The organism is Actinoplanes sp. CA-015351, assembly GCF_050955685.1.
GTDB lineage: Bacteria > Actinomycetota > Actinomycetes > Mycobacteriales > Micromonosporaceae > Actinoplanes.
Window position 1 is genome coordinate 1,252,437 of sequence record NZ_CP192102.1, and the last position, 20,226, is coordinate 1,272,662.

10 protein-coding genes and 2 rRNA genes are annotated in these 20,226 nt (G+C 66.7%); 9 read left to right on the forward strand and 3 right to left on the reverse strand.

Annotated elements, in window-relative coordinates:
- Window positions 1–252: 252 nt before the first annotated feature.
- Window positions 253–3,367: ribosomal RNA gene (locus ACQP2E_RS05810) — 23S ribosomal RNA — on the forward strand.
- A 103-nt stretch (window positions 3,368–3,470) separates the two neighbouring features.
- A 5S ribosomal RNA gene (gene rrf / locus ACQP2E_RS05815) occupies window positions 3,471–3,587 on the forward strand.
- A gap of 103 nt (window positions 3,588–3,690) precedes the next feature.
- Here the strand turns inward: rrf and ACQP2E_RS05820 are convergent.
- The gene (locus ACQP2E_RS05820; protein ID WP_433828833.1) at window positions 3,691–4,407 is read right to left on the reverse strand and encodes a hypothetical protein; all 717 of its coding nucleotides are present in this window, start codon (window positions 4,405–4,407) and stop codon (window positions 3,691–3,693) included.
- A 61-nt stretch (window positions 4,408–4,468) separates the two neighbouring features.
- On the opposite strand from ACQP2E_RS05820, the gene ACQP2E_RS05825 reads away from it, so the two are divergent.
- Genes ACQP2E_RS05825 through ACQP2E_RS05835 form a run of 3 tightly spaced genes read left to right on the forward strand, consistent with a single transcriptional unit; the run spans window position 4,469 to window position 8,813 of the window.
- Complete coding sequence (locus ACQP2E_RS05825; RefSeq protein WP_433828834.1) at window positions 4,469–7,096, forward strand: valine--tRNA ligase; 2,628 nt, start codon at window positions 4,469–4,471, stop codon at window positions 7,094–7,096.
- A complete protein-coding gene (locus ACQP2E_RS05830; protein WP_433828835.1) occupies window positions 7,093–8,421 on the forward strand; it encodes a bifunctional folylpolyglutamate synthase/dihydrofolate synthase in 1,329 nt (442 codons plus the stop codon). Before ACQP2E_RS05825 ends, ACQP2E_RS05830 begins: the two co-directional genes overlap by 4 nt.
- Window positions 8,418–8,813: a DUF4233 domain-containing protein gene (locus ACQP2E_RS05835; protein ID WP_433828836.1), complete on the forward strand. Its 396-nt coding sequence runs from the start codon at window positions 8,418–8,420 to the stop codon at window positions 8,811–8,813. The genes ACQP2E_RS05830 and ACQP2E_RS05835 overlap by 4 nt, the downstream gene beginning before the upstream one ends.
- Before the next feature lie 78 nt (window positions 8,814–8,891).
- Here ACQP2E_RS05835 and ACQP2E_RS05840 read toward each other — a convergent pair whose 3' ends face one another.
- On the reverse strand, window positions 8,892–11,381 hold the full coding sequence (locus ACQP2E_RS05840) for a VOC family protein (RefSeq protein ID WP_433828837.1): 2,490 nt from the start codon (window positions 11,379–11,381) through the stop codon (window positions 8,892–8,894).
- Between the two features lie 148 nt (window positions 11,382–11,529).
- Between ACQP2E_RS05840 and ndk the strand changes: the two genes are divergently transcribed.
- From ndk to ACQP2E_RS05860, 4 genes are all read left to right on the forward strand, one after another.
- Window positions 11,530–11,946: a nucleoside-diphosphate kinase gene (gene ndk, locus ACQP2E_RS05845; RefSeq protein ID WP_433828838.1), complete on the forward strand. Its 417-nt coding sequence runs from the start codon at window positions 11,530–11,532 to the stop codon at window positions 11,944–11,946.
- 905 nt (window positions 11,947–12,851) lie between these two features.
- Window positions 12,852–14,387: a methyl-accepting chemotaxis protein gene (locus ACQP2E_RS05850; protein WP_433828839.1), complete on the forward strand. Its 1,536-nt coding sequence runs from the start codon at window positions 12,852–12,854 to the stop codon at window positions 14,385–14,387.
- 254 nt (window positions 14,388–14,641) lie between these two features.
- Window positions 14,642–17,767 carry an isoleucine--tRNA ligase gene (gene ileS / locus ACQP2E_RS05855; RefSeq protein WP_433828840.1) on the forward strand — a complete coding sequence of 1,042 codons (3,126 nt, stop codon included), beginning with the start codon at window positions 14,642–14,644 and terminating at the stop codon, window positions 17,765–17,767.
- Window positions 17,768–17,930: 163 nt separating this feature from the next.
- The gene (locus tag ACQP2E_RS05860) at window positions 17,931–18,608 is read left to right on the forward strand and encodes a lysophospholipid acyltransferase family protein (protein WP_433828841.1); all 678 of its coding nucleotides are present in this window, start codon (window positions 17,931–17,933) and stop codon (window positions 18,606–18,608) included.
- Here ACQP2E_RS05860 and ACQP2E_RS05865 read toward each other — a convergent pair.
- Window positions 18,605–20,059, reverse strand: coding sequence for a hypothetical protein (locus ACQP2E_RS05865; RefSeq protein ID WP_433828842.1), 1,455 nt, complete (start codon window positions 20,057–20,059; stop codon window positions 18,605–18,607). The two genes, ACQP2E_RS05860 and ACQP2E_RS05865, sit on opposite strands and share 4 nt — an antisense overlap.
- Window positions 20,060–20,226: the final 167 nt, after the last annotated feature.

Genomic DNA, 20,226 nt, shown 5'->3' on the forward strand with positions numbered 1-20,226 from the left:
ACGGCCGAATCAGTCTTAGTACACGCAGCTTGCTGTGAAGGAACGGGCTCTCGGTGCGGCTGGGAGACGGCGAAAAACAAGCATCCTGTTGGGTATCTGAAAGAACAACCTTTGTGGTTGGTCTTCAATGCCAGGCATGACCTGGTTCTTTATACCGCTCAGCTTGCTGGGGTTTTGGTGGAGAACTGATCGGGTTGTGGGTTGGTCGTTGGTTGAGAATTGCACAGTGGACGCGAGCATCTTGTTTTTTGTGGTTAAGTTGTCAAGGGCGAACGGTGGATGCCTTGGCACCAGGAGCCGATGAAGGACGTGGGAGGCCGCGATAGGCCTGGGGGAGCTGCCAACCTAGCTGTGATCCCAGGGTGTCCGAATGGGGAAACCTAGCACGAGTCATGTCGTGTTATCCGTGCCTGAATTCATAGGGCATGTGAGGGGAACGCGGGGAAGTGAAACATCTCAGTACCCGTAGGAAGAGAAAACAACCGTGATTCCGTGAGTAGTGGCGAGCGAAAGCGGATCTAGCCTAAACCAGATACGTGTGATACCTGTCAGGGGTTGCGTATTCGGGGTTGTGGGACCCACTTGATTGTTCTGACAGACAGTCGAAGAGTTACAAAGTTTCATGCTAGTCGAACGACGTGGGAAAGTCGGCCGTAGACGGTGAGAGCCCGGTAGACGAAAGTGTGTGACCTCTTTGTGGTGTTCCCGAGTAGCAGCGGACTCCTAGAATCTGCTGTGAATCTGCCAGGACCACCTGGTAAGGCTGAATACTTCCTGGTGACCGATAGCGGACAAGTACCGTGAGGGAATGGTGAAAAGTACCCCGGGAGGGGAGTGAAATAGTACCTGAAACCGTTCGCCTACAATCCGTCAGAGCCACCCTAGCAGTGGTGATGGCGTGCCTTTTGAAGAATGAGCCTGCGAGTTAGTGGCATGTGGCGAGGTTAACCCGTGTGGGGTAGCCGTAGCGAAAGCGAGTCTGAAGAGGGCGCTCTTTAGTCGCATGTTCTAGACCCGAAGCGGAGTGATCTAGCCATGGGCAGGTTGAAGCGTGGGTAAGACTACGTGGAGGACCGAACCCACCAACGTTGAAAAGTTGGGGGATGACCTGTGGTTAGGGGTGAAAGGCCAATCAAACTCCGTGATAGCTGGTTCTCCCCGAAATGCATTTAGGTGCAGCGTCGCGTGTTTCTTGCCGGAGGTAGAGCACTGGATGGTCTAGGGGGCCCACAAGCTTACTGAAATCAGCCAAACTCCGAATGCCGGTAAGTGAGAGCGCGGCAGTGAGACTGCGGGGGATAAGCTTCGTAGTCGAGAGGGAAACAGCCCAGATCGCCAGCTAAGGCCCCTAAGCGTGTGCTAAGTGGAAAAGGATGTGGGATCGCATTGACAACCAGGAGGTTGGCTTAGAAGCAGCCACCCTTTAAAGAGTGCGTAATAGCTCACTGGTCAAGTGGTTCCGCGCCGACAATGTAGCGGGGCTCAAGCACACCGCCGAAGCTGTGGCATTCACATATTAACTTAGCTTGGTCCCTTGAGGATCTTGTTCAGGTGTGTGGATGGGTAGGGGAGCGTCGTATGGCGGGTGAAGCGGCGGAGTGATCCAGCCGTGGACGCCATACGAGTGAGAATGCAGGCATGAGTAGCGAATGAAGGGTGAGAACCCCTTCCGCCGGATGACCAAGGGTTCCAGGGGCAGGCTAATCCGCCCTGGGTGAGTCGGGGCCTAAGGCGAGGCCGAGAGGCGTAGTCGATGGATAACGGGTTGATATTCCCGTACCCGCGTAGAAGCGCCCAAGACGAACCTCATAGTACTAACTATTTGATCAATTCAATGGCTTCGGCCGGCGATGCGGGATTCTAGGACCTTTGTGGGTAGTAGTTTAGCGATGGGGTGACGCAGGAAGGTAGATGATCCCGGCCGGTGGTTGTGCCGGGGTAAGCGTGTAGGCCGTACCGTAGGCAAATCCGCGGTGCATATGAGGCTGAGACGTGATGCCGAGCCGTTCTGGTGAAGTCATTGATCCTATGCTGCCGAGAAAAGCCTCTAGCGAGCTTCGAGCGGCCCGTACCCTAAACCGACACAGGTGGTCAGGTAGAGAATACCGAGGCGACGGGTGAACTGTGGTTAAGGAACTCGGCAAATTGCCCCCGTAACTTAGGGAGAAGGGGGGCCGGACGCGTGAAGCCCCTTGCGGGTGGAGCGTGGTATGGCCGCAGAGAGCAGGGGGAAGCGACTGTTTACTAAAAACACAGGTCCATGCGAAGTCGTAAGACGATGTATATGGACTGACGCCTGCCCGGTGCTGGAACGTTAAGGGGACCTGTTAGCGAGTAATCGCGAGGCGGAGAACTTAAGCGCCAGTAAACGGCGGTGGTAACTATAACCATCCTAAGGTAGCGAAATTCCTTGTCGGGTAAGTTCCGACCTGCACGAATGGCGTAACGACTTCCCCACTGTCTCAACCACAGGCCCGGCGAAATTGCAGTACGAGTAAAGATGCTCGTTACGCGCGGCAGGACGGAAAGACCCCGGGACCTTTACTATAGCTTGACATTGGTATCCGAATTTAATTGTGTAGGATAGGTGGGAGCCGGTGAAGCTCGGACGCCAGTTCGGGTGGAGGCATTGTTGAAATACCACTCTGTTGGGTTTGGGTATCTAACTTGCGGCCCTGATCGGGTCGAGGGACAGTGTCTGGTGGGTAGTTTAACTGGGGCGGTTGCCTCCTAAAGGGTAACGGAGGCGCCCAAAGGTTCCCTCAGCCTGGTTGGCAATCAGGTGTTGAGTGTAAGTGCATAAGGGAGCTTGACTGTGAGACTGACGGGTCGAGCAGGGACGAAAGTCGGGACTAGTGATCCGGCACTTGCGTGTGGAAGCGGTGTCGCTCAACGGATAAAAGGTACCCCGGGGATAACAGGCTGATCTTCCCCAAGAGTCCATATCGACGGGATGGTTTGGCACCTCGATGTCGGCTCGTCGCATCCTGGGGCTGTAGCAGGTCCCAAGGGTTGGGCTGTTCGCCCATTAAAGCGGTACGCGAGCTGGGTTTAGAACGTCGTGAGACAGTTCGGTCCCTATCCGCCGTGCGCGTTGGATACTTGAGAAGGGCTGTCCCTAGTACGAGAGGACCGGGACGGACGAACCTCTGGTGTGCCAGTTGTTCCGCCAGGAGCATGGCTGGTTGGCTACGTTCGGAAGGGATAACCGCTGAAAGCATCTAAGCGGGAAGCCTGCTTCGAGATGAGGTATCCCACCACCTTGAGTGGGTAAGGCTCCCAGTAGACTACTGGGTTGATAGGCCGGAAATGTAAGCACGGTAACGTGTTGAGTTGACCGGTACTAATAGGCCGAGGGCTTAACCACCCTAAATTTATGCTTACGCGTCCACTGTGTGATTCACAGCAAACGAACAACCACCCCGGGTTCGAGAACCGGGTTGCTGGTTGGTCATTCTGCTGACCGTTGTTTCGGTGGTCATAGCGGAGGGGAAACGCCCGGTTACATTCCGAACCCGGTAGCTAAGCCCTCCAGCGCCGATGGTACTGCACTCGGGAGGGTGTGGGAGAGTAGGACGCCGCCGGACTCAACTTGTATGAAAGCCCACCCGGGTTACCCGGGTGGGCTTTCTGCATTCCCGGACTGCTCGATGACTCACCGCCGGCTTGGCGGTTGCCTGTTCAGCCTTGTCAGTCGCGGGTTTGGGTTGCCGTGCGGATCTGGAGCAGCAGGGCAGCGGCTTCGGTTTCGGTGCGGTCCAGGAACATTGCTACCGCGAGGCTGCCGTGGTCGGCCCAGCCGCAGACGGTCAGGGCTGTTCCCTCGGAGTTCGTGGTGCCGCACTTCATGGTGCCGCCCAGCGGGCCGGCATTTACGTCGTCCACGCCGGTGACGCTGCCTTCTTCGTCGCCCAGGAGGGTGAAGGCGTTGTCCAGTTCTTTGTCGGGGGCCCACAGAAGGGCTGTGCCGCCGAAGAAGAGGACGCTGCGGTTGTCGCTTCCTGTGTAGACGGCGCCAACTGCCTTGTCCATGGTGATTTCCGCGGAGATGGCGCTGCGCAGGTAGTCGGCGGTGGCGGCTGCGTCCTCGCTGTCGTCCAGCTGGAGATTGCCGATGGTGGGTGGAGTGGAGAGCGTGGTGTGGCGCTGGGTGTTGACCTGCCAGGCCACGTATCCCAGGGTTGCCGCGCCGGCCAGAGACACTGCCAGCATGCCGCTCAGTACGATCTTGCGTACGTAGCGGCGTTTTTTCGAGGTGTCCTCTTCGCTGGTCTCCGTGAGCTGGAACGGGCCCGCGTTGATCTCGATCGGCTCGGGCTCAGGCGCGGATGGAGCCTCTTCCGGCAGAGACTCCGCAGACTCCGGCGTATCGGCAGGAGTGGGCATGTTCTGGCCGCGTTCCGACATTGCGCGAGCCTATCGTCCCCCGAGCGAGATGGTGTGCATAGCACCTCCGTAGACTTGTCGGGTGACCGATGCGACCGAAACCCGTACTCCCGACAGCCGGCCCACCGGTGGCCTCTCCGCCCAGTACCAGCCGGGCGAGGTAGAGCAGCGGCGGTACGAGCGTTGGGTATCGGAGGGCTACTTCACGGCGGACCCCAAGAGTGACAAGCCGCCGTTCACGATTGTCATCCCGCCGCCGAACGTGACCGGCTCCCTGCACGTCGGCCACGCGCTCGACCACACCATCCAGGACGCCCTGGTGCGTCTCAAGCGGATGCAGGGTTTCGAGGTGCTGTGGCTGCCCGGCATGGACCACGCCGGCATCGCCACGCAGAACGTGGTCGAGCGCAAGCTTGCCGCCCAGCAGCTGTCCCGGCACGACCTGGGCCGGGAGAAGTTCGTCGAGAAGGTCTGGGAGTGGAAGGCCGAGTCCGGCGGCGCGATCCTCGGGCAGATGCGGCGGCTCGGTGACTCCGTCGACTGGTCGCGGGAACGCTTCACGATGGACGAGGGCCTGTCCCGGGCCGTGCAGACCATCTTCAAGAAGATGTTCGACGACGGCCTGATCTACCGCGCGAACCGGATCATCAACTGGTGCCCGCGCTGCCTCACCGCGCTCAGCGACATCGAGGTGGAACACAGCGACGACGAGGGCGAACTCGTCTCGATCCGGTACGGCGAGGGCGCGAACTCGATCGTGGTCGCCACCACCCGGGCCGAGACGATGCTCGGTGACACCGCGGTTGCCGTGCACCCGGACGACGAGCGTTACCAGCACCTGATCGGCACCGAGGTGGAGCTGCCGCTGACCGGCCGGCGCATCCCGATCGTGGCGGACGAGCACGTCGACCCGGCGTTCGGCACCGGCGCGGTGAAGGTGACCCCGGCCCACGACCCGAACGACTTCGAGATCGGCCAGCGGCACGGCCTGCCGAGCCTGACCGTGATGGACGAGCGGGCCGTCATCACCGTACCCGGGCCTTTTGAAGGTCTTGATCGGTTCGAAGCGCGACCGGCGATCGTGGCTGCCCTGCGTGAGCAGGGGCGGATCGTGGCGGAGAAGCGGCCCTACCTGCACTCCGTCGGGCATTGTTCGCGGTGCAAGACCACGGTGGAGCCGCGGCTGTCGCTGCAGTGGTTCGTCAACACCGCTCCGCTGGCGAAAGCGGCGGGCGACGCGGTTCGTGACGGCCGGGTGAAGATCGAGCCGGCCGAGCTGTCCAAGCGGTACTTCGCGTGGGTCGACAACATGCACGACTGGTGCATCTCCCGGCAGCTCTGGTGGGGACACCGGATCCCGGTCTGGTACGGCCCGGACGGCGAGGTCGTCTGCGTCGGGCCGGACGAGCAACCGCCGACCGGTGAAGGCTGGCGCCAGGACGAGGACGTGCTCGACACGTGGTTCTCGTCCGGGCTGTGGCCGTTCTCCACGCTGGGCTGGCCGGAGAAGACCGCCGAGCTGGAGAAGTTCTACCCGACGAGCGTCCTGGTCACCGGTTACGACATCCTCTTCTTCTGGGTCGCCCGGATGATGATGTTCGGCGTGTACGCGATGGACGGCAAACAGCCGTTCGACGTAGTCAACCTGCACGGCATGGTCCGCGACCAGTTCGGCAAGAAGATGTCGAAGTCGTTCGGCAACGTCGTCGACCCGCTGGACTGGATCGACAGGTACGGCGCCGACGCCACTCGCTTCACCCTCGCGCGTGGCGCCAACCCGGGTTCGGACGTGCCGGTCAGCGAGGAGTGGTGCCAGGGCTCGCGGAACTTCTGCAACAAGCTCTGGAACGCGACCCGGTTCGCGATGATGAACGGCGCGACGGTGTCGGGTGACCTTCCGCCTCAGGAGGAGCTGTCGGCTATCGACCGCTGGATCCTGTCGCGTCTCGAGCACACCATCGCTGAGGTCGACGGCTACTTCGCCGCCTATGAGTACGCCAAGGTCTGCGACACCCTCTACCACTTCGCGTGGGACGACGTCTGCGACTGGTACCTGGAGCTCAGCAAGCCGGTGCTCGCAGCCGGAAGCGCCGCGTCCCAGCGGGTTCTCGGCCACGTGCTCGACCAGCTGCTCCGGCTGCTGCACCCGGTCATTCCGTTCGTCACCGAGGAGCTGTGGATCGCACTGACCGGCGGCGAGACCCTGACGCACGTCGCCTGGCCGACCGTTGACCCCGCGCGGATCGACGACGCCGCCGAGGAGGAGCTGGCCGCCCTGCAGAAGGTGGTCACCGAGGTGCGCCGGTTCCGTTCCGACCAGGGCCTCAAGCCGAGCCAGCGGGTCACCGCCGCGCTGACCGGCCTCGGCAACGTCGGGATCGACACGCACGAGCCGCTGATCCGTTCGCTGGCCCGGCTCGACGCGCCCGGCCCCGACTTCACGGCGACCGCGACCCTCGCGGTGACCGGTGCGATCACGGTTGATCTGGACACCCGCGGCGCCATCGACGTGGCAGCGGAACGGGCACGTCTGGAGAAGGACCGCGCCGCCGCCGAGAAGGAGGCGACCCAGTGCCGGGCCAAGCTCGGCAACGAGTCGTTCATCGGCAAGGCGCCGGAACAGGTGGTCGCGAAGATCAAGGATCGGCTGGCAGCAGCCGAGGCCGACCTGGTGCGAATTGCCGCGGCTCTCGAAACGTTGCCGGCATGAGTTCCGAATACGCAGAGGTCGAGGCCGCACTCAACGAGCGCGGCTTCACCCGGATGGCTTTCGACATGCGGAAGATCCGGGATCTGATGGACGTGCTGGGCAGCCCGCAGCGGGCGTACCCGGCGATCCACCTGACCGGCACCAACGGCAAGACCAGCACGGCGCGGATGATCGACGGGCTGCTGCGGGCGCATGGGCTGCACACCGGGCGGTACACCAGCCCGCACCTGGAGACTGTTCGGGAACGGATCAGCCTGGACGGGGATCCGGTCACCGAGGATCGGCTGGTCACCACGTACCACGACGTCGCGCCGCTGGCTGAGCTGATCGACGCGCGTTACCCGGAGCCGCTGACCTACTTCGACATGACCACGGCGATGGCGTACGCGGCGTTCGCCGACGCGCCGGTGGACATCGCTGTGGTCGAGGTCGGCCTCGGCGGCGAGGAGGACGCGACGAACGTCATCGACGCCGGCGTCTGCGTGCTCACCCCGATCGGGCTGGACCACACCGAGTGGCTCGGCGACACGATCGAGGACATCGCCTGGCACAAGGTCGGCATCATCCACTCCGGCGCCACCGTGATCACCGCGCTCCAGGACGAGGACGCCATGCGGCCCATCCTGGAACGCTGCGCCGACATGGGCGCCACCCTGGCCCGGGAGGGCAGCGAGTTCGGCGTGGTCGAGCGCACCCAGGCGGTCGGCGGGCAGGTGCTCACCCTGCAGGGTCTCGGCGGCATCTACGACGAGATCTTCCTGCCGCTGTTCGGCGCGCACCAGGCACAGAACGCCGCTCTGGCGCTCGCCGCCGTCGAGGCCTTCCTCGGCGCCGGCCCGGACAAGCAGCTGGAAGCCGATCTCGTCCGCGAGGGCTTCTCCGGTGTCGACTCGCCGGGCCGGCTCGAGCGGGTGCGCAGCGCGCCCACGATCCTGCTGGACGGCGCGCACAACCCGCACGGCATGGCCGCGACAGTCAAGGCGCTGGAAGAGGAGTTCACCTTCCGGCACCTGGTCGTGGTCCTCGCGGTCCTCGGTGACAAGGACGTGAGCGGCCTGCTCGACCTGCTCGAACCGATCGCGGCCAGGCTCGTGGTCACCCAGAACAGCTCGCCTCGCTCGATGCCGGTCGAGGAGCTGTCCCAGCTCGCGATCGAGATCTTCGGCGAGGACCGGGTGACGATCACGCAGAACATGCCGGATGCCATCGAGGAAGCCGTCGTGCTCGCCGAGGACGACTCCTCCGGTGAGCTGAGCGGCGTCGGCGTACTGATCACCGGCTCGGTGGTCACGGTCGCCGATGCGCGCAGACTGCTGAAACGATGACCGATTCGCAGGAGGGCGCGATGCCATCGGAGGGCGAGCAGACTGCCGCGGCGCGGCCTTCAGGCCTGAAAAATCCCCAGGCAGCTGTACGCGGACTCGGCGCGGCCACCCTCGCGATGGAAGCGCTGGTCCTGCTCCTGGCGATCGCACCGCTGAGTGTCATGGGCGGCGACCGCAAGGGTGCCGCGATCATCGCGGTGAGCGTCGCGACGGTCCTGGCGATCGTGCTGGCCGGCAGCATGAAACGGACCTGGGCGTGGCACGCCGGCAGCGCCCTGCAGGTCCTGCTGCTGATCGGCGGAGTCCTGCACTGGACCGTCGCCGCGATCGGCGTGATCTTCGGGCTGGCGTGGCTCTATGCGCTCCACGTCCGTAAGACGATCCTGAGCTGACAAGGGGAACCGGCTGGAGCTTTCTGCCCCAGCCGGTTCTGTTTCTGTTCTGCTTCTGCTTCTGCTTCTGCTTCTGTGTTAGCGGATGGCCCGCCACTGGGTGATCGCTATGTTGTGGTTGTCCGGGTCGCGGAACGTCGCCGACCACAGCTCCAGCTTGTCGCCCCGGTTCACCGCGCGCGGCGGGTGCACGAACTTCACACCCTTGGCCTTCAGTTCGTCGTGCACCGCGTTCACGTCGCCGACCTCCAGGTTGAGATATATCAACCGGCCGGCCTCGGAAGGCAGGCTGTGCACGGTTCGCAGCACCAGCCGGGTGTCCCCGGACGCGAGAACCGCGCTGCCGTCCCCACTGTCGATCTCGTAGAACCCGAGCACGTCCCGGTAGAACACGATCGACTGATTCAAATCGGTCACGAGCACCGTGATGCCCACGCCGTGAATCGCGCCGGCCGGTCCGGGTCGCGCACTCGGATAGGCCGTGAAGACGTCACCGGCCCGCTCATCCGGCTCCGGCTGGCCGCCGAGGTCACTCCAGGGGTTGGCGGCGGGCACCGCCCTGGCTGCGGGTTCAGGCTCGGGCTCGGGCTCGGGCTCGGGTTCCGGGTCTGGGTCCGGGTCCGGGTCGTCTGGGACGGACTCAGCGGGGGGTGCGACGATGCCGGTCGCCACGGCGTGGGAAGCGGCCGGTGTGGTTTCCGGGGCTGGTTCCGGGTTGTCGTCGAGCGGGATGTCGATCTCGTCGACGGCCCGTGGTGGTGCGGCCGGCCCGGCGACGGTCTCCGGAGGCGGCGCCGTCGGGAACGGCCGATCCGGCGTAGGCGCGACCGGTGGCGGCGCGACCGGCGACGGCGCTGATGCGGTGGACGCCGGAACTCGCTCGGGCTCCGGCGCGGCCCGGAACCCGGTCACGGTGGGCTCATGCCGCCCGGACTGGGCCGGCACGTAAGCGGCGGACCCGGCAGTAGCGGGTTCGGTGAGTGCCACATCGGGTTCGGCGGGCTCGGTGGGTTCGGCGGGCTCGGTGGCCGCTGGACTGGTTCGGGCCTCGGTCCCGGGCTCCTGGTCGCCGGCGGAAGCCGCTGTGGAGCTGTGCTGGCCGCCCGGCTCCTCACCCGGCTGCGTGAAGAACCGGGTGCGCCCCGACGACGTCCGAGCCGACTCGGTTTCGGCCTCCGCGTCGGCCGCAGTCGCGGGCTCCGGGGCTGGGGCTTGCTCCGAGGCTGGGGCTTCCTCTGGGGCTGGGGCTTGCTCGGGGTCGGGGTCGGGGTCCGGCTCGTGCTTGCGCCGGAACGCGGACGCTGCGGCACCGGCGACCGCTCCGGTCGCGGCGGCGAACCCGGCCGCGGCGGCAGCCCCGAACCCGGAGCGCCGCCCCTCAGGCCGCGTCTCCTCGTCGGCCCGGCTTTCCTCAGGCTGACTCTGATCCTCAGGCTGACTCTGATCCGCGCGGTCTGGTTCTTCCAGGGGCAGGTCGATCAGCGGGTCCTGCTCGGCCGCGGGCTCCGGAGCCGTCTCGGACTCGGTCGGGGTGCGCTGGGCCGGTGGCATGACGGTGGCGGTTTCCCGCTCGACAGTGGCCGTGGCCGAACCACCACGGGGCCGTGGGCTCGGACGGGCGCCCGGTGGACGAGAACCCGAGGCGTTTCCGGAGAACGGGGCGGCTTGTCCCGTACCCGAGCTGGTGCCTGAAGCGGGACCGGCGCTGGGACCGTGACCAGTCGCCGGGCTTGCGGCGGAGCCGGAACCGAACGTCGTGAACGGCGCTGACGCCCCACTCCCGGCGAAGGAATCGCGGGAGTTCTCGTCGGCCGGATCTCCGGTGAACGCGGCGCCGGCGGCGCGACGCGGAAGAGGCGGCGGCGGGTCGTCGTCACCGCCGACGACATGGCCCTCGACGATCGTGCCGGCCGGGGTGTCGCGGACCACGACGGGTGTGGTCGGACCGGCCGTGTATGCCGCACGGGGCGCGGGCGGCGGGGGAGGCGGGGGCTCGTCGGCCTCGAACTGCCATTCCCGCTCGCGGCCCTCCCACGGCGCCGGGCCGATGTCGCCGAGAAGGTCGTCGTCGCGGTCGTCGGCCTCCTGGTACGCCGGCTGCCCGACCGGCGGCGGCGGATCCTCGCCCTCGTCACGCAGCGGGGCATCGTTCCAGCTGACCCGGACCCGGCGGGTGTCGTCGACGTCCACGGTGATCGGGACTGTCGAACCGACCGCGGGCCACTTGGCGACCGGAATCCGCGACTCGCGCAGCACGGTGTCGAAGGTACCCAGGCCGGGCGCCACCACGATCACGTCGATGTCGGCACGACCGTACGCGGATGAGAGCGGAGGCGGCGGGATCGCCTTGACCTCCGCGTTCCCGGCGACGGTGGCACGGCCGCCGCGGCGCGGCACGTTCACGATCGCGAGGATCACGGCGAGCACGAGCACGGCGAGGCCGAAGAGCGCGACAGGCCAGCTCGACATGCCGAGTCCGTAAACGATCACGAAGACCGCCAGCGTGCCCATGACCGCCGCCACCAGTTTGCGGGCCGGTGCGATGGGCCGGCCGGTCTGGTTCGCCACTGTGGACCTCCCGGTTGTTCCCGTCAGGTTATGGCCCGGCGCCACATCCGCGAAAGTGCGGTAGTCCGGACATCGCCGCTCACGCGATTCGCGGTACCGATAGGCTGAACTCCCCGCGTGTCGGCCTGCCCTTGCATGGAGGAACTGCGTGACCAGCACCACCGAGCGTTCGCTCGTGCTCATCAAGCCCGACGCGGTGCGCCGCGGCCTGCTCGGCGAGATCCTGTCCCGCTTCGAGCGTAAGGGCCTGATCATCGAGGCGCTGGAATTGCGCACGATGGACGCGTCCCTCGCCGACGCGCACTACGCCGAGCACGTCGACAAGGCTTTCTACCCACCGCTGAAGGACTTCATGACGAGCGGCCCGCTCGCCGCCGTCGTCCTCTCCGGCGACTCCGTGATCGAGGTGGTCCGCGCGATGATCGGCGCCACCGACGGCCGCAAGGCAGCAGCCGGCACGATCCGCGGCGACCTGGCCCTCTCCAACCGCGAGAACCTGGTCCACGCCTCGGATTCCCCGGAAAGCGCCTCGCGCGAGCTGGCCCTCTGGTTCCCCAAGATCTAATTCCTTTGGTACGCCGGAAGCGCGCCAGCCCTTCATCGGGGCCGGCGCGCTTTTCCGTGTCCGTCGTGTTCTGCCCGCCCCGTCGGCGCTCTAGCCGGGATAACACGGTCCAAGGCCAGGTGGGCGGCGAGCCAGCGTGTCGATTCGGGGTTCGGATCGCGCCGTAGATCAAAACGCTTCGGGGCTTCGCTCGGGCGGTGGTGGTTCACCGACCAGCCGGGGGACTGCACGCGCTGCCCTTGCGGCGCGGTGGTTCGCGGGGTGCAGATGACCTGGATTGGTCGCTCTGCGTGTCGTGCGGGCGGGCATCGCGGCCGATCTTGGCAATTGGCGGTGCCTGGAGGCCCCACAATGCTCCATGCATCGGCGATCGGCCGCCCTCGCCGTAACAGAAAGTAACAATTTACGGCCAGCAGTCTCCAAGATCGCCGAGTGGCCGACGCATGCCGCTCGGCGGGTTGGCACCGGGCTGGGCGGGGCGGCACCGGCTGGGCGGGGCGGCACCGGCTGGCGCTTATGGTCGCCGTGGTATGCGGCTGGCAGCCCTGAGCGCCAGCCGGTTGGGTTCGGCTGGAGCGTGCTCTGGGTGCTCTGGGTGCTGGGTGTGTGGGGGCGGTGGGTGGGCAGCTCCGCCCAGAAGCGGTGGGTGGGCAGCTCCGCCCGGGGGCGGTGAGTGGGCAGCTCCGCCCGGCGCGGGCGGCAAAGGCTTGCGCCGCGATCAGGTCGCTCGGGGTGGCACGGGGGCTTGCGGTGACGCGTATCAAATGGGGGTCTGCTGTTTATTGCGCTTTTCGGGCCGAAAGGTAGGACTGAGAGAGCGAGGCATCATGAATTTTCTCCGGCGAATGCGGCTGCGTGTGCGGCTTTTGTCAGCATTCGGGGTGTTCTGTCTTTTGGTGGCGGCCATGACGGCTGTGGGAGTTGTCGAGTCGCGGGCGCAGACGGCGGCGGCGGAGCGTGTTGATGAGATGCAGGTGCTCACCCGGGCGGTCATGCAGCTGAAGTTCCGCAACGCGGACGTGAGCGGCTGGCAGCTGGCCTACGGCTGGGATGCTTCGCTGAAGGGGCCTGCGGCGGCGATCGATCCGGCGTCGGAGAACCGCAAGGGTACGACCGACGCCCTGGACGCGCTGGAGTCCGAGCTGAAGGTCGTGGCTGATTCTGATCTCACGGCTGACGAGCAGGCACTCTTCGCGGCGGTCACCGAGAATTTCGCGAAGTTCCGGGAGTACGACGACCAGGTGGTCGAGATCCTCGGGGCGGGCGGTGCGGACGCGGTGACACGGGCCGCTGAGCTGATCAACAACGACGGCTACGACGTCTACCTGGCGATCGTGGAGAACACCAACAAGCTTGTCGACTCGGTGACGGCTCGGACCGACGCGGCGCAGGCCGAGCTGCAGACCGCGGGGGAACGGCTGCGGTTCGCGCTGCTGACCGGTTGCGCGCTGGCGCTGATCCTGACCGTGCTGCTCGGCCTGCTGCTGACCGTGAGCATCGAGCGGCCGGTGGCCCGGGTGGCCGCAGCGCTGCGGGTGCTGGCCCAACGGGATGTGACGCCGCGCCTGCCGGTCGACGGACGGGACGAGCTGACCGACATGGCGGTCGCGTTCAACGAGGCCGGAGATGCTGTCCGGGAGATGCTCGCCGGGGTCGGCGATCGGGCGAACTCGCTGGCTGAGGCGTCGTCGGAGCTCACCGAGGTGGCCCGGCGGATGGATGGCCAGGCGGTGGACACCAGCAGCCAGGCGAGTGTGGTCGCCGGCGCGGCCGGTGAGGTCTCCGGCAACGTGCAGACGATGGCCGGCGCCGCGCAGGAGATGGTTGCCGCGATCAGCGAGATCTCGCGCAGCACCACGTCGGCCGCCGGTGTCGCCGCGGACGCGGTCGACATCGCGCGGCACACCTCGGAGTCGGTGGCCCAGCTGGTCACCGCGAGCGACGAGATCGGCGCGATCGTCAAGACGATCACCGGGATCGCCGAGCAGACCAACCTGCTGGCTTTGAACGCCACCATCGAGGCGGCCCGGGCCGGTGACGCCGGCAAGGGGTTCGCCGTTGTCGCCAGCGAGGTCAAGGATCTCGCGCAGGAGACCGCGCGGGCGTCCGCCGACATCATCGACAAGATCGCCGCGATCCAGCAGACGACCGGCCTGGCGACCACGGCGATCGGCCGGATCACCGAGGTCGTGCAGGAGATCTCGGAGCTGCAGGAGAACATCGCCGCCGCCGTGGAGGAGCAGTCCGCCACCACCGGCGAGATCAACCGGAGTGTCGCCGAGGTGGCGCACGGCTCGGACCAGATCGCCCGCAACGTGGCGAGCGTCGCGGACATCGCGACGGCGACCACCCGGGACGCCACCACCACCCGGGAGTCGGCTCGGCAGCTCGGCGACATGGCCGGTGATCTGCGGGCGCTGGTGTCGTCATTCAAGTACTGACGACCACCACCGGGTAATGCGGATGAAGGAATCCGGGGGTGGCCGGTATCGTTGTGCTCACGCAGGCAACGAACCGGCCATCACCGGGGAGCCTCCGGAAGAACGGTCCTCCTAGTAGAACCGGGCGTTTTGTCGGCGCGCGCGACCAGCCGACCAGAATGAGCGGGCGTGTCTCGAGACACGCCAAGCGAGGTGGTACCGCGGGCCGGTGAACGGCTCGTCCTCGCAGTCACGACGACTGCTTGAGGAGAACCATGGCTTACCCGAAGCACACCGACGCCACCGGCGTTCCGGCCAGCCCGGACCTGCCGGCGGTCGAACGCGCGGTGCTCGATCACTGGGCCGCCGACAAGACCTTCGAGGCGTCGATCGCGCAGCGCCCGGCCGGGGACGACGGCTCGAACGAGTACGTCTTCTACGACGGCCCGCCGTTCGCCAACGGCCTGCCCCACTACGGGCACCTCTTCACCGGTTACGTGAAGGACCTGGTCCCGCGTTACCAGACGATGCGTGGCAAGCGTGTCGAGCGCCGGTTCGGCTGGGATACCCACGGCCTGCCCGCCGAGGTCGAGGCGGAGAAGCAGCTCGGCATCACGAGCAAGGCGCAGATCGTCGAGCTGGGCATCGACAAGTTCAACGAGGCCTGTCGTACCTCGGTGCTCGCGTACACCAAGGACTGGGAGCGTTACGTCACGCGCCAGGCCCGCTGGGTGGACTTCCAGAACGACTACAAGACCCTCGACCCGGCGTACATGGAGTCGGTGATGTGGGCGTTCAAGACGCTCCACGAGAAGGGTCTGGTCTACGAGGGCTTCCGGGTTCTGGCGTACTGCTTCCGGTGTGAGACGCCGCTGTCCAACACCGAGACGCGGATGGACGACGTCTACCGGGACCGGACCGACCCGGCGCTGACCGTGCGTTTCCGCCTGGACACCGGCGAGGACATCGCGGTGTGGACGACCACCCCGTGGACGCTGCCGTCGAACCTGGCTCTGGCGGTCGGACCTGATATCGAATATGCCGTTCTGACCGGCGAAGAGGGTCAAAAACTCATCCTCGGCGCCGGCCGAGTGGGTGCTTACGTCAAAGAGCTTGAGGGGTACGAGCAGACGGGCACCGTCCTCGGCCGCGATCTGGTCGGCCGCCGCTACACCCCGCTGTTCGACTTCCTGGTCGAGAAGGGCGGGCCGAACGCCTTCCAGGTGCTCGGCGCCGACTTCGTGACCACCGAGGACGGTACGGGTGTCGTGCACATGGCGCCCGCGTTCGGTGAGGACGACCAGAACGCCTGCAACGCCGCGGGCATCCCGACCGTGGTGACCGTCGACGAGCACACCCGGTTCACCTCGCTGGTCCCGGATTTCCAGGGCCTGCAGGTCTTCGACGCGAACAAGCCGGTGATCGCCGTACTCAAGGAGCGCGGCGTCGTGGTGCGCCACGACGGGTACACGCACTCGTACCCGCACTGCTGGCGCTGCGACACCCCGCTCGTCTACAAGGCGGTGTCCTCGTGGTTCGTGGCGGTGACCCAGTTCCGGGACCGGATGGTCGAGCTGAACCAGGAGATCACCTGGACGCCCTCGCACATCAAGGACGGCTCGTTCGGCAAATGGCTGTCGAACGCCCGTGACTGGTCGATCTCCCGGAACCGGTTCTGGGGCTCGCCGATCCCGGTGTGGAAGTCGGACGACCCCAACTACCCGCGGGTGGACGTCTACGGGTCCTACGACGACCTGGAGCGCGACTTCGGCGTACGCGTCACCGACCTGCACCGCCCGTACGTCGACGAGCTGACCCGGCCGAACCCGGACGACCCGACCGGGCAGTCGACAATGCGCCGGGTGCCGGAGGTGCTGGACTGCTGGTTCGAGTCCGGCTCGATGCCGTTCGCGCAGGTGCACTACCCGTTCGAGAACAAGGACTGGTTCGAGCACCACTACCCCGGTGACTTCATCGTCGAGTACATCGGCCAGACCCGCGGCTGGTTCTACACCATGCACGTGCTGGCCACCGCGCTCTTCGACCGGCCCGCGTTCCGGAACTGCCTGAGCCACGGCATCCTGCTGGGCGAGGACGGCCGGAAGATGTCCAAGTCGCTGCGCAACTACCCGGACGTCTACCGGGTGTTCGACAGCTACGGCTCGGACGCCATGCGGTGGATGCTGATGTCCTCTCCGGTGCTGCGTGGTGGGGACATGCCGGTCACCGAGGTGGCGATCCGGGACTCGGTGCGGCAGGTGCTGCTGCCGCTCTGGAACGTCTGGTACTTCTTCAGCCTTTATGCAAATGCTTCTGGCTACGAGGCGAAATTCCGGACAAATTCCGAGCACCTTCTCGACCGCTACATCCTCGCGAAGACGAGTGAGCTGGTCGCGGACACCCAGCGCCAGATGGACGACTACGACATCTCCGGCGCGGCGGCAAGCGTCCGGAGCTATCTCGACGCCCTTACCAACTGGTACGTGCGCCGGTCGCGGGACCGCTTCTGGGCCGGTGACGAGGACGCGTTCGACACCCTCGCCACCGTGCTGGAGACGCTCACCCGGGTGGTGGCGCCGCTCGCGCCGCTGACCGCCGAGGAGATCTGGCGCGGTCTCACCGGCGGCCGTTCGGTGCACCTGACCGACTGGCCCTCGGCGGACGCGTTCCCGGCCGACCACGAGCTGGTCGCCTCGATGGACGCGATCCGCGACGTGGCCTCGGCCGCGCTGTCGCTGCGCAAGGCGAAGGGCCTCCGGGTCCGGCTGCCGCTCGCCACGGCGACCGTCGCGACCCCGTCCGGCTCGGCGCTGGAGGGTCTCGGCGACCTGCTGAAGGACGAGGTCAACGTCAAGAACGTGGTCTTCACCGACGACGTCGAGGCGTACTGCCGGCAGGTGCTCACCGTGGTGCCCCGCGCGCTCGGCCCCCGGGTCGGCAAGCAGGTCCAGCAGGTCATCAAGGCGGTCAAGAGCGGCGACTGGCAGCTGGTCGACGGCGCACCGGTCGCGGCCGGCATCACCCTGGCCGAGGGCGAGTACGAGCTGAAGCTGGTCGCCTCCGACGTGGAGAACTCCGCGCCGCTGCCGGCCGGTGGTGGCGTCGTGGTGCTCGACACCGAGGTCACCGCCGACCTGGCGGCCGAGGGCCTGGCCCGCGACGTGATCCGGGTGGTCCAGCAGGCTCGCCGGGACGCGGACCTGGACGTCAGCGACCGGATCTCGCTGGTGATCGGTGCGTCGGAGGCGGTCCGTGCGGCCGTCGAGACGCATCGGGAGTTCGTCGCCGGTGAGACCCTCGCCACCTCGGTCGAACTGAAGACCGAGAACGCCGGGTTCGCCGGCGAGGTCGGGGACGGCGAGCAGGTGACGGTGACCGTCACCGCGGTTCCCGCCGTGTGATTCATCACTGACGGAGAATTCAGCCGAAAAGCCCGGATGTTCGCCTGGTGGGGGCGAATGTCCGGGCTTCGGTCCAAGATCGTTAGATACTTCCGAGCCCTGGTCCGATAACCTCACAACACCCCCATCCCTACTTCGCACCTGGTGTGCTCCGGAGGACGAGTTGCCGCTGCTCTACTCAATCGGCAAGGTCATCATCGGGACGACGTTGATGACTGGCTGGCGGCCGACCGTCGAAGGCATCGAGCACATTCCGACCAGTGGCGGCGCGATCTTCGCCGGCAACCACCTCTCCGTCGCGGACGAGCTCTTCCTCGGCACTGTGGTGCCGCGTCACCTGGCCTTCTGGGCCAAGTCCGACTACTTCACCGGCACCGGCGTCAAAGGCTTCCTCAACCGCAAGCTGATGGAAGGCCTCGGCGCCATCCGCGTCGAGCGGGCCGGTGGCCGTGCCGCGCTCACCGCGTTCGACGCCGCGATCCCGGCCCTCAAGGGTGGTGACCTGGTCGCCGTCTACCCCGAGGGCACCCGCTCGCCGGACGGCAGGCTCTACCGCGGCCGCACCGGCGTGGCCCGGCTCGCGGTCGGCGCCGGGGTGCCGATCATCCCGGTCGGGATGCTCGGCACCGACAAGGTGCAGCCGATCGGCCGCCTCGCTCCGAAACTCATGCGGGACACGGTCACGGTGAAATTCGGCAAGCCGATCGACACGATCGGCCGGTCCGACGACCGCACCTCGCTGCGGGAGCTCACCGACCAGGTGATGGCCGAGATCCAGAAACTGACCGGCCAGGAATACGTTCCGCGTTACGCGCCGAAGCGCGAAGAGAGCGCTTCCTAGACCAGTCCCTGCAACGGCGCCTGCAACACCTCGTCACGGAGCTGGCTCACCAGCGTGGCGCTCTCGTCGAGTGACCGCCGGGTGAGCAGCACCGTGGCGAGGCTGCCGTGGTCGGCCCAGGCACACGCCACCACCGACGTGCCGTCGAGCCGGCCGATGCCGCACTGCTGGTGCACGCCGAACTCACCGGTGTCGTAATCGGTCACGTCGGACAGGTTCAGCTCGCCGGTGAGCCGGTCCAGCTGTGCCGAGACGTCCGAGCCCGGTGTCAGCCGGAACCCGGTGGCGCCGAAGAGCGTGACCCGCTTGCCGTTGCCGTCCGCGTAGACCCCGGCGAACGCGTCACCCGACGATCCGGCGTCCTGCAGCTGCTCGGCGAGCCGGTCGACGGCCTGCCGCGCCGACGAGCTGTCCCGCAGGCTCAGGTCCGAGAAGGTGTCCGGCAGGACCGCGCTGACCGGGAACTGCCGGGCGGCCGGAATCTGCCAGTAGGCCAGCGGCAGGGCGCAGCACAGCACCAGGCTGAAGACGGCGAGCATCGTCATCCGGCGCAGGGTGCGGCGGATGAAGCTCCGCCGTTTCGGCGGCTTGGCGAGCCAGGGCGCCGGCGGCGGGGGCGCCGGGCGGCGCGGCTGGATCGGCACCTGAGGACGGGTCTGCGCGGTTGCCGGCCTCGGCTTGCGCAGGGAGAACGTCTTGCGCGGTGCCGGGGGAGTGCGCGGTGCCGGGGGAGTGCGCGGTGCCAGCGGCGGCAACCCGCTGCCACCGGCCGGCGGCGGATAGGTCCCGGGCGCCGGAAAACTCGGCCGCGCGGCAGCCTCCGCCTTCGCTTTCGCTTCGGCCTCCGCTTTCGCTTTCGCCTCGGTTTCCGCTTTCGCCTTCGCCTCGGCCTTCTCGGCCAGCAGCTTCGCGATGGTGGCGCGCGCCGACTCTGCCTTGGCCGCCGTCGCGGCAGCCGCGGCCTTCGCCGCCTCAGCCGCCCTCTTCTCCACGACATCCGCCGCGGCCGCCGCGGCATCCAGCCGAGCGTTCAGCGCGGCCACCCGGTCCGCCCGCCCGTCACCGGCGGCTTCCGCCGCCGGAACCTCGACCTTGGTTCCATCCAGGCGCGTCGGTGGCATCTCCTGCATGGGTACGCCCACCGAGCTGTACGCCTCGTCCCAGACCTGGGTCGGCTGGTCGGCCCACGGATCGACGGCCGGCAAGGTCGGCCACTCGTCGTCGGTGTCCCGGCCGCCGCCACCGGTAACCCGGTCGCGCAGCCGGCTCCAGGCCGAGCGCTTGGGCCCGCTGTCCGGAACCGCCGCCGCGCCGCTCCACCGCGGCTGGACCGGCGGCAGACTGAGCGTGGCCGGGTCCCCGGAATCCGGGATATCCGCCTTCTCCGGCAAAGTCACCTCTTCGGTCATTCCGGCGGCCAGAGTCGGTTCGACCGGCTTGTTGTCGGCCATTTTTCGATCTCCTCCTGTGCCCCCAGGTGCCGAACGTCTTCTCCCAGGTTAGAGCGGGTGCGCCAGCGGGACGGCCAGGCCGGAACCGGACTCCCGACACGAATGGCGGACAACGAGGGCGATGTGCGGGACGCTCCGGAGTCGTATGGTTACCCGGACTTGTCATC

Bases quoted from the DNA above. Each gene is read 5' to 3' on its own strand.
- ACQP2E_RS05865 (WP_433828842.1), bottom strand. From the start codon at position 20,059: ATGGCCGACAACAAGCCGGTCGAACCGACTCTGGCCGCCGGAATGACC.
- ileS (WP_433828840.1), top strand. From the start codon at position 14,642: ATGGCTTACCCGAAGCACACCGACGCCACCGGCGTTCCGGCCAGCCCG.
- ACQP2E_RS05835 (WP_433828836.1), top strand. From the start codon at position 8,418: ATGACCGATTCGCAGGAGGGCGCGATGCCATCGGAGGGCGAGCAGACT.
- ACQP2E_RS05830 (WP_433828835.1), top strand. From the start codon at position 7,093: ATGAGTTCCGAATACGCAGAGGTCGAGGCCGCACTCAACGAGCGCGGC.
- ACQP2E_RS05820 (WP_433828833.1), bottom strand. From the start codon at position 4,407: ATGTCGGAACGCGGCCAGAACATGCCCACTCCTGCCGATACGCCGGAG.
- ACQP2E_RS05850 (WP_433828839.1), top strand. From the start codon at position 12,852: ATGACGGCTGTGGGAGTTGTCGAGTCGCGGGCGCAGACGGCGGCGGCG.